The 13751-nt window shown below is 73.9% G+C and carries 10 protein-coding genes; 7 read left to right on the top strand and 3 right to left on the bottom strand.

What is annotated here, in order from left to right:
* Positions 1–18 precede the first annotated feature (18 nt).
* Genes ABEA10_RS15800 through ABEA10_RS15775 form a run of 6 tightly spaced genes read left to right on the top strand, consistent with a single transcriptional unit; the run spans position 19 to position 10603 of the window.
* A complete protein-coding gene (locus tag ABEA10_RS15800; protein ID WP_345463985.1) occupies positions 19–2562 on the top strand; it encodes an alpha-mannosidase in 2544 nt (847 codons plus the stop codon).
* The gene (locus tag ABEA10_RS15795; protein ID WP_345463982.1) at positions 2559–5189 is read left to right on the top strand and encodes a glycoside hydrolase family 2 protein; all 2631 of its coding nucleotides are present in this window, start codon (positions 2559–2561) and stop codon (positions 5187–5189) included. Before ABEA10_RS15800 ends, ABEA10_RS15795 begins: the two co-directional genes overlap by 4 nt.
* On the top strand, positions 5180–7027 hold the full coding sequence (locus ABEA10_RS15790; RefSeq protein WP_345463979.1) for a hypothetical protein: 1848 nt from the start codon (positions 5180–5182) through the stop codon (positions 7025–7027). Before ABEA10_RS15795 ends, ABEA10_RS15790 begins: the two co-directional genes overlap by 10 nt.
* Positions 7024–8361, top strand: a complete 1338-nt coding sequence (locus tag ABEA10_RS15785; protein ID WP_345463976.1) for a GH1 family beta-glucosidase — start codon at positions 7024–7026, stop codon at positions 8359–8361. The genes ABEA10_RS15790 and ABEA10_RS15785 overlap by 4 nt, the downstream gene beginning before the upstream one ends.
* Complete coding sequence (locus ABEA10_RS15780; RefSeq protein WP_345463973.1) at positions 8358–9617, top strand: 6-phospho-beta-glucosidase; 1260 nt, start codon at positions 8358–8360, stop codon at positions 9615–9617. Before ABEA10_RS15785 ends, ABEA10_RS15780 begins: the two co-directional genes overlap by 4 nt.
* Complete coding sequence (locus tag ABEA10_RS15775; RefSeq protein WP_345463970.1) at positions 9617–10603, top strand: N-acetylglucosamine kinase; 987 nt, start codon at positions 9617–9619, stop codon at positions 10601–10603. The genes ABEA10_RS15780 and ABEA10_RS15775 overlap by 1 nt, the downstream gene beginning before the upstream one ends.
* Before the next feature lie 10 nt (positions 10604–10613).
* On the opposite strand, the gene ABEA10_RS15770 is transcribed toward ABEA10_RS15775, so the two are convergent.
* Positions 10614–11384, bottom strand: a complete 771-nt coding sequence (locus ABEA10_RS15770; protein WP_345463967.1) for an MBL fold metallo-hydrolase — start codon at positions 11382–11384, stop codon at positions 10614–10616.
* Positions 11381–12154, bottom strand: coding sequence for a helix-turn-helix domain-containing protein (locus ABEA10_RS15765; protein WP_345463964.1), 774 nt, complete (start codon positions 12152–12154; stop codon positions 11381–11383). The genes ABEA10_RS15770 and ABEA10_RS15765 overlap by 4 nt, the downstream gene beginning before the upstream one ends.
* A 224-nt stretch (positions 12155–12378) precedes the next feature.
* On the opposite strand from ABEA10_RS15765, the gene ABEA10_RS15760 reads away from it, so the two are divergent.
* On the top strand, positions 12379–12642 hold the full coding sequence (locus ABEA10_RS15760; RefSeq protein WP_345463961.1) for a VOC family protein: 264 nt from the start codon (positions 12379–12381) through the stop codon (positions 12640–12642).
* A 16-nt stretch (positions 12643–12658) separates the two neighbouring features.
* Here the strand turns inward: ABEA10_RS15760 and ABEA10_RS15755 are convergent, their stop codons facing one another.
* Entirely contained in the window at positions 12659–13708 is a 1050-nt protein-coding gene (locus ABEA10_RS15755; RefSeq protein ID WP_345463957.1) for an aldo/keto reductase, read from the bottom strand.
* Positions 13709–13751: the final 43 nt, after the last annotated feature.

The following is a 13751-nucleotide window of genomic DNA, read 5'->3' as shown; positions in this document are numbered from 1 at the left end:
AGGAATCCCCGCTTCACCATGATCAGCGCGACACCGGACCCCCGGCCGCGTACCGCGTCCCCCGCCCGTCCCGCGCCGCCGATCGGGCAGGCCACCCGCGGGCCCCTGCACATGATCGGCAACGCGCACATCGACGCGGTGTGGCTGTGGCCGTGGCAGGAGGGCCTGCAGGAGGCGCGCGCGACGTTCCGCGCCGCCCTCGACCGCATCGCCGAGTACCCCGACTTCGTCTTCACCTGCGACTCCATCGGGTACCTCGCGTGGATCGAGGAACACGACCCCGAGCTGTTCGACGCGCTGCGCGAACAGGTGCGCGCGGGCCGGTTCGAGATCGTCGGCGGCTGGTGGGTCGAGCCCGACTGCAACATCCCGGGAGGCGAGGGGTTCGTCCGGCACGCGCTGTACTCCCAGCGGTTCCTGGTCGACCGGTTCGGGAGGATGGCCTCGGTCGGCTGCAACGTCGACCCCTTCGGCCAGAACGCCGTGATCCCGCAGCTGCTCAGCAAGTCCGGCATGGACACGTACGCCTTCATGCGGCCGCAGCCGCACGAGGCCGAGCTGCCCGGCCCGACGTTCTGGTGGCGGGCGGCGGACGGCTCCCGGGTGCTGACCTACCGGATCCCGCACGAGTACTGCAGCCCGGCCGGGCACCTGGGCACCCACGTCGGCAAGGCCCTGGCCCAGCTCCCGCACACGACCGAGCCGCTGATGTGCTTCTACGGCGTGGGCAACCACGGCGGCGGCCCGACCCGGGCCAACATCGACAGCATCGTCGAGCTGAACGGCAGCGACCAGTTCCCCCGGATGATCTTCTCCACGGCCGCCGCGTTCTTCGACGACGCCGCGGACGGCGACCTGCCGGAGTACACCGGGGAGATCCAGCCGCACGGAGTCGGCTGCTACTCCGCGCACTCGGGGATCAAGAAGCTGATCCGCACCACCGAGCACGCGCTCGCCGCCGCGGAGAAGTGGGCGGCGATCGCCGGCGAGGTGGCGGGAATGGCGCCGGTCACCGGGGAGTTCGAGACGGCCTGGCGGCAGGTCCTGTTCAACCACTTCCACGACACGGCGGCCGGCACGGCGCTGCCGAGCGCGTACGACGACGCGCGCGACCAGCTCGGCGAGGCCCGCTCGATCGCGGCACGTCTGCAGAACCGGGCGATCCAGGGCATCAGCCGCCAGATCGCGGTCGCGCCCGAGGAGGGGATGGCGCCGCTGGCCGTCTTCAACCCGCACCCCTGGCCGGTGGCGACCACGGTCGAGGTCGAGTTCGGCGCCCAGCTCGGCCGGGGCGCGATCGTCGCCGTCGACGACGCGGACCGGCGCGTGCCCGTGCAGGTCGCGCGCTCGTCCACGGTGTGCGGCGGGCGTCGCGTGCTCGTGGTGCCGGTGGAGCTGCCGCCGCTCGGCTACCGGCTCTACCGGCTGTACGCCGACCCGGCGAGCGGCCCGGTCGCCGAGCGCGGCACCGTCCTGGAGAACGAGCACCTGCGGGCCGAGATCGACCCGGAGACCGGCTGGCTGTCGAGCCTCGTGCACAAGGCGAGCGGCGTCGACCTCATCGACGACGAGGCGGCGCGGGCGGCGCACGCGGCGGTCCTGGACGACCGGACCGACACCTGGGGCCACAGCGTCGTCTCCTACCGCGACGTGATCGGCCGGTTCACCCCGACGTCCGTCCGCGTGGTCGAGTCCGGTCCGGTGCGCCACGTGGTGCGGGTCGACAGCGCGTACGGCTCCTCGACGATGCGCGAGGACTACGTGCTGGTCGCGGGCGCGCGACACCTGGAGGTCCGGGTGACCGTCGACTGGCACGAGCGGCTGAGGATGCTCAAGCTGCGCTTCCCGACCGCGCTGACCGGCGTGACCGCGACGCACGCCATCCCGTACGGGCACCTGGAGCGCGTCCCGGACGGCCACGAGACGGTGAGCCACACCTGGGTGGACGTCTCCGGGGAGACGCCCGCCGGCCCGGCCGGGCTGTCGGTGCTCAACGACGCCAAGTACGGCGGCGACGTGTCCGGCGGCGACCTCGGCGTCACGGTCCTGCGCAGCCCGCCGTACGCCTGGCACACCCCGGAGCCGCTGCCCGAGGACGGCGACTTCGAGGCGATGGACCAGGGCGTGCAGCGGTTCACGTACCGGCTGCTGCCGCACGACGGCGACTGGCGCGCGGCCGGCACGCCGCGTGCGGCCGCCGAGCTGGACCAGCGCCCGGTCGCCCTGCTGGAGTCCTTCCACGACGGTCCGCTGCCCCAGCACCGGTCCTTCGCCGACGTACGCGACGCGGGCAACGTCGTGATCACCGTGGTCAAGCGGGCCGAGGACGGCGGCGGCCACATCGTGCGCGGCTACGAGACGGACGGCGCGGCGGCGACCGCAACGGTCCACCTGCCGTTCCTGCGGCGCACGGTGATCGCGGAGTTCGACCCGCACGAGATCAAGACCCTGTTCGTGCCGGACGACCGGGCGCTGCCGGTGGTCGAGACGGACCTGCTGGAACGCCCGCTGAGCGGGTCGGAGGACCGCCCGGAGGACACCACCCTGGACCGTACGGAATGACGTCCGTGGTCGCCCTCGACGAGGGCTGGCGCCTGCGCGGCTTCCTCGGCGACGACTGGCAGCTCCACCGCGCCCAGCTGCACGCCCGCGACGTGGGCGGCCGGTGGGTGCCCGCGCGGGTGCCCGGCTCGGTCCTGGCGGACCTGCTCGCGGCGGGCGAGGTGCCCGATCCGCGCGTCGCGCGGCAGAGCCTGCTGTCGGAGTGGGTGCCGCAGCGGACCTGGGTGTACCAGACGACGCTGCGCGCGCCCGCCCTGGCGGACGGCGAGCGGGCGTTCCTGGAGTTCGACGGCGTCGACCACTCCGCGACCGTGCACCTCGACGGCGAGCGGGTGGCCGCGCACGAGGGCACGTTCGTCCCGCTCGTGACCGAGGTGACGGGCCGGCTCGGCGCCGGCGAGCACACCCTCGCGGTCGTGGTCGACCCGGCTCCCGTCAGCGAACCGCAGGTCGGCCACACCGAGGCCGTGACCGTGCACAAGGGCCGGATGGGCTACGGCTGGGACTTCTGCCCGCGCCTCGTCCACCAGGGGCTGTGGGGCCCGGCGCGGCTCCGGATCACCGGCGCGGTGCGCCTCGCGGACGTGTGGGCGCGGCCCGCGGCCGACCGGCTCACCGTCACGGTGACCGCCGACGGCGACGTGGCCGGGGCGGCCGTCGCGTGCGTGCTGCGCGACGCGGACGGCGCGGCGGTCGCCGAGTCCGTCGTGCCGCTCACCGGCGCGGTCACCGAGCTCGTCCTGGAGGTGCCCTCGCCGCGCCTCTGGCGGCCGAACGGTTTCGGCGAGCCGTACCTGTACACGCTCGACACGGCCGTACGGGACGGCTCGGGCCGGCCCGGCGACGAACGCCGGGTCCGCGTGGGCTTCCGCGACATCGGCTTCGTCCGCGAGCCGGGCGGCCCGGCGAGCGCGCTGCCGTACCGGCTGACGGTCGGCGGGGAACCGGTCGACATCCTGGGCTGGAACTGGGTGCCCGCCGACGCGATGTACGGAGCGGCCGGCGAGGACCGGCTCCGCCATCTGCTCACGCTCGCCCGCGACGCCGGAGTGATGATGCTGCGGGTCTGGGGCGGCGGCCTCATCGAGAGCGAGGCCTTCTATGACCTGTGCGACGAGTACGGCATCCTCGTGTGGCAGGAGTTCGCCCAGTCCAGCTCGGGGATGAGCAGCGTGCCCAGCGCGGACCCGGCGTTCGTCGCGCGGATGCGGGCCGAGGCGGAGCGGATCGTGCCCGCGCGCCGCAACCATCCGAGCCTGGCGATCTGGTGCGGCGGCAACGAGCTGCAGAACGCCGGCGGCGTCCCGCTGACGGACGGCGACTCCCCGGTGCTGGCCGCGCTGCACGACGTGGTCGCGCGCCTGGACCCGGACCGGCGGTGGCTGCCGACCTCGCCGTCCGGGCCGGTGTTCGGCAACACCCTCGACAGCGTGCGCACCGTGCCCGAGCAGCACGACGTGCACGGCCCCTGGGAGCACCAGGGACTGGACGACCACTACCGGCTCTACGACGAGGGGCGCGGCCTGCTGCTCAGTGAGTTCGGCGTCGAGGGCATGAGCAACGTCCGCGCGATCGCCTCGGTCGTGCCCGGCGCGACGCTGCCCACGCACGGCGACCCGGTCTGGGACCACCTGGGCCGGTGGTGGAACAACGAGCCCCTGGTACGCGCGGCCTTCGACGACGCGATCGGCGACCTGGCCGCGATGTCGCGGGCGAGCCAGTTCCTCCAGGCCGACGGCCTGCGGTACGCGGTCGAGGCCAACCGGCGGCGGCCCGAGAGCTGCGGCGTGCTGCCGTGGCAGCTCAACGAGTCCTTCCCCAACGGCTGGTGCACGGCGGCCGTCGACTACTTCGGCGAGCCGAAGGCGGCCTATCACTACGTGCGGCGCGCGTACCGCTCGCCGCTCGTCTGCGCGGCCCTTCCGGCGCCGCGCGTGACCGGTGAGGAGTTCACCGCCACCGTGTGGGCCGCGCCGGGCGAGGTCACCGCGCGGGTGCTGAGCCTGGACGGCGAGGAGATCGCGTCCGCCGCGTGGCGAAGCGAGGCAGAGGGCCCCGCGACCGAGGCGGGCGGATCGCGCGGCGGTGCGGACGGATCGTGGGGCGAAGCGGAAGGATCTCGGCGCGAGGTGGGCGGCCTGCGGCCCCTCGGCGAGATTCGCTGCGCCACGGCCACGCCGGCGGGCGCGCCCTTCCTCCTCGATCTGGCGCTGCGGGTGGGCGGGCGGACGTACCGCAACCGGTACCTCCTCACCGCCGGCACCGGCTTCGGCGCGCTGCTCGCGCTCCCGCCGGCCCGGATCGCCGTACGGCTGTCGGCCTCCGGCGACGAGTGGGCGCTGCGGCTGCGGCACGAGGACGGCCCGGCCGCGCCGTTCGTGCGGCTGCTCGACGGACGCCCGGCGGACCGGCCCGGCTGGGCCCGCTGGGACGACAACGCCGTCGACCTGCTGCCGGGCGAGGAGATCGTGCTGCGGTGCCGGTGGGACGGCGTGCCGCCCGCCGAGCGGCGCGTGCTGCTCGACGGCTGGAACGTTCCCGCCCGCGTGCTGACCGAGGACCCGCACGCCGGCCGGGGAACCCGCGTACTGACCGAGGACTCCGAGGGGGAGCGGACATGGACCTGACCGTCACCGGGCTCGACCCCGGTGTGTTCGACGTGGAGCTGGACCGCTCGGCCGGCCCGACCCCGGCCGGCGGCGTCACCGTCACGGTGACCGCCACCTACCGGGGGACCGAGCCCGCCGAGGGGCGGCTGCGGGTGTCGGCGAGCCTGCCCGCCGAGGACGACCCGTACTGGCTGATCCCCGGGCTGTTCTACGGCGAGAACCGCCCGGAGGGCAACGACCGGCTGTACCCGCGGTACGCGCGGGAGGCCGACACCGAAAGGTTCGTCTCGCCCGCGTGGAGCTTCCGCGCCGACCGCGCCGCGACGCCCGCCGTGTTCGCCTGGACCGGCGAGGGCGGGCTCGCGCTGGCCGTCGACGAGAACAGTTCTCTCGGCCTGACCGGCATCGGTTTCGCCTGGGAGGCGGGCACCGCGACCCTGCACGCCGAGTTCCCCTACCGTGAGGCGCCGGTCAGCTACTACGGCGACAAGGTGCCGCTGCCGCCGATGGCGCGGACCCACCTGTGGCGGCCGGGGGAGCGGCACACGGTCGAGCTGTGCGTCTACCCGCTGGCCGCGGACCGGCACGCGTACGCGCCGGTGCTCCGCGAGCGGCACGCGCGGACGGCCACCGAGCCGCTGCGGCCCTGGGTCGGCGTGGCCGAGGCCGCCGACCTGGCCGCATACGGCCTGCACCGCTGGCACTACCGGCCGGACCCGGCGGTGCTCCTGGAGACCGCGGCGTTCGACCGGGAGTTCAACGGCAACGTCCGCGGCCTCGGCGACCGGGAGGCGATGCACGTCGCCTGGGTGAGCGGCATCCCGTACGCGCACGCGCTGCTGGCGCACGGCCGCCGCCGGAGGCTGCCCGAGGAGGTCGCGGCCGGCGCCGCCGTCATCGACCACATCTGCGCCAACCTCGCGCCGTCGGGCACGTTCTGGGGCCAGTGGGGCGGCAGCCGCGGCTGGGTCGGGAGCTGGACGCCGGTGCCCGGCGGCCTGCACGCCCGCACTCTCGCCGAGGCGACGCTGTTCCTGCACCGGGCGGTCCTCGCGGAGCGCGCGGCGGGCGTCGCCCGCGACTCCTGGGAGCGCGCGGTGCGCAGCAACCTGGACGTCGCGGTCAAGAGCCAGAGCGCCGACGGCAACCTCGGCAGCATGCTGCACGCCGAGGACGGGCGGGTCCTGTCGCGCGAAGGCGCGGCCGGGCTGACCTGGGTGGCGGCTCTCGCGGAGGCCGCCGACCTCGATCCGGCCTACCTGCCCGCGGCGGTCCGCGGCGGTGAGCACTACGCGCACTTCGTGGACGAGGAGTTCCTGCACGGCGCGCCCGAGGACGTGGACCTGGCGCCGACGTCCGAGGACGGGTACGCCGCGATCCTCGCGTACATGGCGCTGTGGCGGGTCACCGGCGAGGCGCGCTGGCGCGACCTCGCCCGCCGCGCCGCGGACTGGATGCTGACCTTCCGCTACACCTACGACGTGCGCTTCGACCCGCACACGCTGCTGGGGGCGTACGGCTTCCGCAGCCGGGGCGCGGACCAGGCGTCGCCGAGCAACCAGCACCTGCACGCGTACGGACTGATCTGCCTGCCGGAGATGGTCGAGCTGGCCGAGGCGACCGGCGATCCGTACTACCTGGAGCTGACCCGGGAGAACCTCGCCTGCTTCCGGCAGTTCATCGCCCGCGAGGACGGCGACTTCAACGCCTACAAGGGCATGGCCAGCGAACGTTACTACCAGACGGCGTGCTTCCAGGCGAAGGGGATGCTGCTCACGCTCTCGCACGCGTGGAGCGTCGGCGTTCTCCTCCTCGGCTGCGAGGCCGCCCTGAACCTCCCGGGAGTGGACTGGTGAACTTTCCGCCGGATTTCCTGTGGGGCGCCGCGACGTCGGCGTACCAGGTCGAGGGCGCGGTGGCCGAGGACGGCCGGGCCCCGTCGATCTGGGACACCTTCACCGCCGAGCGGGGCATCGACTCCGGTGCGGTGGCCTGCGACCACTACCACCGCTGGCCGGCCGACGCCGACCTGATGGCGGGCCTGGGCATGAACGCCTACCGGTTCTCTCTCGCCTGGCCGCGGATCGTCCCGGCGGGCACCGGCCCGGTCAACCCGGCCGGCCTCGCGCACTACGACCGGATGATCGACGGTCTGCTCGAACGCGGCATCACCCCGGTGCCGACCCTCTACCACTGGGACCTGCCCCAGGCGTTGGAGGACCGCGGCGGCTGGAAGTCGCGCGAGACGGCGGAGGCCTTCGCCGCCTACACCGAGGTCTGCCTCGACGCGTTCGGCGACCGAGTGCCGACCTGGCTGACGGTGAACGAGCCGTGGGTGGTGTCGGTGCTGGGCTACCGGCTCGGCCTGCACGCGCCGGGGGAGCGGGATCTGCGCACGTCCGTGCTCGTGGCCCACCACCTGCTGCTCGCGCACGGTCTGGCGATGGGCCGCATCCGGGAGCGGCGCCCGGACGCCCGGGCGGGCATCCCGCTGAGCCTCTACCCCACGTACCCGGCCTCGGAGGCGGACGCGGAGGCGGCCTGGGGCTCGGACGGGTACACCAACCGCTGGTTCCTCGATCCCGTCCTGCGTGGGGAGTACCCCGCGGACATGGTCGCGCTGTTCGAGCGGCTGGTCGGCCCGCTGGACTTCGTGCGCCCCGGCGACCTCGACGTCATCGGCACCCGCTCGGACCTGCTCGGCGTCAACTACTACACGCGCCGCCGGGTCGCCGCCGCGCCCCAGGACGGCCTGCCCTGGAAGGTGCTGCGCGCCGAGGAGGGCGTCCCGCGCACCGAGAGCGGCTGGGAGGACGTGCCCGGCGCCTTCCACGACCTGCTCGTACGGCTGCACCGCGACTACGGGATCCCGCTGCTGATCACCGAGAACGGCGGCGTGTGGAACGCCGAGCCGGACGCCGCCGGGCGCGTACGGGACACCGGGCGCGCGCACGCCCTCCGGCGGCACCTGCTCGCGCTGTCCAGGGCGATGGACGAGGGTGCGCGGGTGCTCGGGTACCTGAACTGGTCGCTGCTGGACAACCTGGAGTGGGCCGAGGGGTACGCCCAGCGCTTCGGCCTCGTCCACGTCGACCGCGCCACCCAGGAACGGCGCGTCAAGGACAGCGCCCGCTACTACGCCCGCGTGATCGCCGCGAACGCCGTGGTCGACCTCCAGGAGGACGAATGAAGCTCACCATCGTCGGCGGCGGCTCGACGTACACGCCGGAGCTGATCGACGGCCTGGTCCGCATGCGCGACCGGCTCGACGTGACCGAGGTCGCCCTGCACGACGTGTCGGCCGGCCGGCTGGACGTGCTGGCCGCGATGAGCCGCCGCATGTTCGCCGCCGGCGGTCACCCGGCGTCCGTGACCACGCACACCGACCTGGCCCCCGCGGCCGAGGGCGCGGACATCGTGCTGGTGCAGCTGCGCGTCGGCGGCCAGGCCGCCCGGCTCCAGGACGAGACGCTGCCGCTGCGCTGCGACTGCCTGGGCCAGGAGACCACCGGCGCCGGCGGCCTGGCCAAGGCGCTGCGCACCGTGCCGGTGATGCTGGACGTCGCCGAGCGGGTACGCGCGGTCAACCCGTCCGCATGGATCATCGACTTCACCAACCCGGTCGGCATCGTCACCCGGGCGCTGCTCCAGGCGGGTCACACGCGGGTGGTCGGCCTGTGCAGCGCGGCCGTGGTGTTCCAGCGGCACTTCGCCAAGGTGCTCGGCGTCGATCCGTCGCGGTTGACCCTCGACCACGTCGGGCTCAACCACCTGACGTGGGAGCGCCGCGTGCTGCTCGACGGCGTCGACGTGCTCCCGCGCCTGCTCGGGGAGTACGGCGAGAGGGTGGCGCCCGCGACCGGCCTGCCGGTGGACCTGGTCCGGCGGCTCGGCACCGTGCCCTCCTACTACCTGCACTACTACTACGCCCACGATGAGGTGGTCGCCGAGCAGAAGGCGAACGGCGTGCGCGCGCAGGAGGTCATGGAGATCGAGGGCCGGCTGCTCGAGGCGTACGCCGACTCCTCGGTGACGACCAAGCCGGAGCTGCTGACCCGGCGCGGCGGCGCGTTCTACTCCGAGGCGGCGCTGGACCTGATGGCCTCCCTGCGCGACGGCGACGGACGCACGCACGTGGTGAACCTGCGCAACGGCTCCGCGCTGCCGTTCCTGCCCGAGGACGCGGTGATCGAGGTCCCCGCGACCGTCGGCGCCGACGGCCCGGCGGCACTGCCCGTCGCGCCGGTCGAGCCGCTGCTGTCCGGGCTCATCGCCCACGTCACCGCGTACGAGCACCTCGCGCTGGAGGCCGCCGTGCACGGGGGCCGCGACCGGGTGTTCCGCGCGCTGCTGGCCCACCCGCTCGTGGGGCAGTACGCGGTCGCCGACCGGCTCACCGAACTGCTGCTGGAGGCGAACCGCGCGGCCCTGCCCTGGGCGGCGTGATGCCGTCGCCGGTCCTGGCGGTCGACGGCGGCAACTCCAAGACCGACGTCGCGCTGCTGGACGGCGACGGGACGCTCCTGGCCTGGGTCCGCGGGCCGGGCTGCGCCCTCGCCGCACCGGCCGTGGCCGCGCTGATCGCCCGGCTGGCGGGCGTCGCGGCCTCCTCCGCGGGCGTGACCCTGTCGGACGTGCACGCCGCCTGTTACCTGGCCGGGGTGGACGTGCCGTGGCAGGCGTCGGAGCGGCGGGAGGCGCTGGCCTCACTCGGGGTGTTCGGCTCCGTCGAGGTCGGCAACGACGCGTGGGCGCTGCTGCGCCTGGGCGCTCCGTCGGGGGCGCCCGCCGTCGGCGTGGTGTGCGGCGCGGGCCTGAAGTGCGTCGCGCGGGCGGGCTCCTCCGCCTGGGAGCTGCCGTCGCTGGGCTGGCAGACGGGCGACCTGAGCGGCGCCGGCGACTTCCTGGCCCGTGAGACGGTACGCGTCGCCGCCCGCGCCGAGGACGGCCGGGGCCCGTCGACCACCCTGCGCGACGCGGTCTGCTCGACGCTGGGCGTCGCGTCGGTGCGCGCGGTGGGAGAGGCGCTGCTCGCGGGCTCGCTGACCGAGGACGAACTGGGCGTCCTGGTGCCGGTGCTCCTGGACCAGGCGGTCGCCGGCGACCCGGTCGCCGCGTCGGTGGTGGGCGAACTGGCCGGTGAGGTCGCGACCATGGCCCGCGCGGCGCGGCGGAGCCTGGGAGATGAGGGCCCGTGGACGCTCGTGCTGGGCGGCGGCCTGTTCGCCGACCCGGCGGGCCGTCTCCTGAGCGCGGTGTGGAAGGCGGCACCGGATCTGCAGCAGGAGTTCACCCTCACCGTGGTCGACGCGCCCCCGGTCGCGGGCGCGGCGCTGCTCGGCCTGGACCGGACCGGCGCCGCGGTGCCCGCCGAAGCCGTCCGCCGGGCCTTCCGCACCGCGGTCCCGGATCGGCCGGCGAACCTCGGTTGATCCGCGAAGCTCAGCCGATCGAGAAGGTGGCGCCGGGCGCGGCGTACTCGACCGGCCCATCGAACCGGGTGGAGGCGCGGGCGACCGCCTGCCGCGGAGTGAGAAAAGGCCCGACATGCGTGACGACCAACCGTCCCGGCCCGGCCGCGGCGGCGGTGTCACCGGCCTCCTCCGGTGTGTGGTGGACCCGTTCCTCCTCTCGGGTTACCTGTGCGCTGTCGGCCTCGCACAGCAGCACATCGCATCCCTCCGCCAGCTGCGTCAGGCCGGCACAGGGCGCGGTGTCGCCGGAGTAGACCAGTGACCGTCCCCCGGTTTCGACGCGCAGTGCGAAGGCGGGGATGCCGTGCGCGACCGCCCGGCTGGTCAGCGTGAGCGTGCCGACACGCACCTGGTGGCCGTCGTGGAGTTCGTCGACGGCGAAGGCGGATTCGACGGGGCTGCGCGTGGAGGTGTTGGTGAGGAAGTGCGCCAGCCGGTCGGCCACGCCCGGCGGGCCGTACAGCGGGATGGGGGCCGCGAGCCGGACGTCGGCGTACAGGGCGCCGTAGTAGGCGGTGAGCAGGTCCGCGCTGTGATCGGCGTGCAGGTGCGAGATCCAGATCGCGTCCAGCTCGTCCAGCCGGACGTGTCGTCGCAGCTCAGCCAGCGTCCCGGTGCCGGCGTCCACCCACACCCGGGTACCCGCACTGGAGACCAGGTAGCCGGAACACGGATTGTCCACACTCGGGTACGGCGTCGCGGAGCCCAGCACGGTGAGATCGAGGGGATCGTTGATCATTCGTGGCCGTCCGTGGGGGTGTGGACGAGGACCGAGGCGTCCGCGGTGCCGACCGGTCGCAGCAGCGAGAGGGTCATCGGGACGCCGCGCACCTCGACGGTGGTCGGCGTGAAGTCCGCCACCGACCGGCATTCCCACCAGTGCGCGAGGTCGGGGCGTTGGGTGGCCAGTAGCCGGCGGATGTCGCGTACGCGGGGATCGTCCGGTCGCCGGTCGGTGCCCGTACGGAACTGGCCGTACAGGCCGCGGACGAGACGCGCCCAGTCCGGGACCGCGTCGCGTAGCTCACCGACGAGCAGGAGCAGGAGGTTTCGCCGCTCCCGTGCGACCGTGGACAGGTCGAGCACCAGGTCGGCGTACGCGGGGTTCCACCCGCCGAGGTCGAGGCGTTCGTCGAGGATCAGCGCCGGGGTGCCGGGCCAGGAGCCGATGAGCCGCCGCAGGTGGTCGCGGTCCGCCGGTGGTGCCGTCTCCTCGTGGTATCCGGCGAGTTCGAGGGCGTGGCGGCGGGACCCGGGGTCCATGCGCAGGACCCGGCACACCGAGTCGAGCACCTGCCGTGACACCGCGACCCGGCCCTGTTCGAGCCAGGTGTACCAGCCGATGCTCACGCCGGACAGCGCCGCCACCTCCTCGCGGCGCAGCCCCGGCGTACGGCGCCGCGCGCCCGTGCTCAGGCCGACGTCGGCGGGTGCGGTGTGCTCACGCACCGCCCGGAGGAACCCGCCGAGTTCGCGGCGGAGCGGGGCGGAGGACATGCCGGGGGACATACGGCCAGCCTATGAGTCTGGCCAACAGGACATTTCGTGTACTGCCACGATCGCGGAGCGCGCGACAGGCTGACCGTCATGACAGAACAGATCTGGCGCCGTGACCCCGACTCGTCCCACCGGACGGAACCCCGTGTCCTCATCCGGGTCTTCGTCGGACCGGGCGAGCTGGAGGAGGCCATCGGCTTCTAGAGAAGACGCAGGGCACGACCGTCGACATACGGATGCCCTATCCCGAGAAGAACCTCGTCCTGGCCGCGGTCGGCGCGTTCCTGATCATCGAGGGCGACGAGGAGTCCCTGCGCCCGTTCCGCGCCACGACCGGAACGCTCCTCGTCGACGACGTCGAGCCGTACCTCGAACGGCTGCTGAGCGCGGGCGCCGAGGTCGTCGGGTCGCTCAAGCAGGTGCCCGTCGGCGCCGGCTTCACCGCGCGGCACCCCGACGGGGCGGTGGTGGAGTACGTCCATCACCGTCCCGCCGGTTGAGCGGGGCCGCCGGGCGTCATGCCGCCGGCCGGTCCGGCAGGGGCCGTCTGCGCTGCTCGGTCTCGGCCAGAGCCGGGTGGGTCCACGCGCCGTCCGGCTGGTAGACGTTGGTGCCGGGCGGCACGATCGCGTCGATGCGGTCCAGCGTGTCGTCGTCCAGCGTGAGTGCCGCTCCCTTGAGCAGCGCCTCCAGCTGTGCCATGGTGCGCGGACCGACGATGACCGAGGTGACGGCCGGGTGCGCCGCCGCGAAGGCCACCGCGAGTTCGGGCAGGGTGCTCCCGATGCCGTCGGCGACCTCGACGAGTCGTTCGGCGATGTCCAGCTTGGTGGCGTTGACCGGCAGCGCGGGGTCGAAGCGGCCGGGGGTGAGCGCGGCGCGCCCGGTGCTCAGATCGATGGCCTGCCCCTTGCGGTAGCGGCCGGTGAGGAAGCCCGAGGCGAGCGGACCCCAGGTCAGCACGCCCATCCCGTATCGCCGGCAGGTCGGCAGCACGTTCGCCTCGACGCCTCGGGCGAGGATCGAGTACGGGGGCTGCTCGGTGCGGAACCGGTGCAGGGCGCGGCGTTCGGCGACGTGGTGGGCCTCGACGATCTCCTCGGCGGGGAAGGTCGAGCAGCCGAACGCGCGGATCTTCCCCTGCCGCACCAGGTCGGTCAGCACGGACAGGGTCTCCTCGATGTCGGTGGCGTGGTCCGGCCGGTGGACCTGGTAGAGGTCGATCCAGTCGGTGCGCAGCCGCCGCAGGCTGTCCTCGACCGCCGTGGTGATCCACCGCCGGCCGTTGCCCCCGCGGTTGCGGCCCTCGCCGATCGGGAAGTGCACCTTGGTGGCGAGCACCACCTCGTCGCGTCGCCCCCGCAGAGCCTTGCCGACGATCTCCTCCGACTCGCCCGCCGAGTACATGTCGGCGGTGTCGACGAAGTTGATGCCGGCGTCCAGCGCGGCGTGCACGATGCGAACGCAGTCGTCGTGGTCCTGGTTGCCCACGGCGCCGAACATCATGGTGCCCAGGCAGTGGACGCTGACCTCCATACCGGTACGGCCGAGATAGCGGTAACGCAAGGTGAGGCTCCTGTGAAAGATCGGAAGTGGCCTTGGCCCGTCC

The organism is Actinoallomurus oryzae (assembly GCF_039541955.1).
GTDB classification, from domain to species: Bacteria; Actinomycetota; Actinomycetes; order Streptosporangiales; family Streptosporangiaceae; genus Actinoallomurus; species Actinoallomurus oryzae.
This window is presented reverse-complemented; position numbering and strand designations above follow the sequence as displayed.

What these genes read in the sequence shown, in the direction of transcription:
- ABEA10_RS15800 (WP_345463985.1), top strand. Translation starts at nt 19, where the DNA reads ATGATCAGCGCGACACCGGACCCCCGGCCGCGTACCGCGTCCCCCGCC.
- ABEA10_RS15795 (WP_345463982.1), top strand. Translation starts at nt 2,559, where the DNA reads ATGACGTCCGTGGTCGCCCTCGACGAGGGCTGGCGCCTGCGCGGCTTC.
- ABEA10_RS15790 (WP_345463979.1), top strand. Translation starts at nt 5,180, where the DNA reads ATGGACCTGACCGTCACCGGGCTCGACCCCGGTGTGTTCGACGTGGAG.
- ABEA10_RS15780 (WP_345463973.1), top strand. Translation starts at nt 8,358, where the DNA reads ATGAAGCTCACCATCGTCGGCGGCGGCTCGACGTACACGCCGGAGCTG.
- ABEA10_RS15775 (WP_345463970.1), top strand. Translation starts at nt 9,617, where the DNA reads ATGCCGTCGCCGGTCCTGGCGGTCGACGGCGGCAACTCCAAGACCGAC.
- ABEA10_RS15770 (WP_345463967.1), bottom strand. Translation starts at nt 11,384, where the DNA reads ATGATCAACGATCCCCTCGATCTCACCGTGCTGGGCTCCGCGACGCCG.
- ABEA10_RS15765 (WP_345463964.1), bottom strand. Translation starts at nt 12,154, where the DNA reads ATGTCCCCCGGCATGTCCTCCGCCCCGCTCCGCCGCGAACTCGGCGGG.
- ABEA10_RS15760 (WP_345463961.1), top strand. Translation starts at nt 12,379, where the DNA reads ATGCCCTATCCCGAGAAGAACCTCGTCCTGGCCGCGGTCGGCGCGTTC.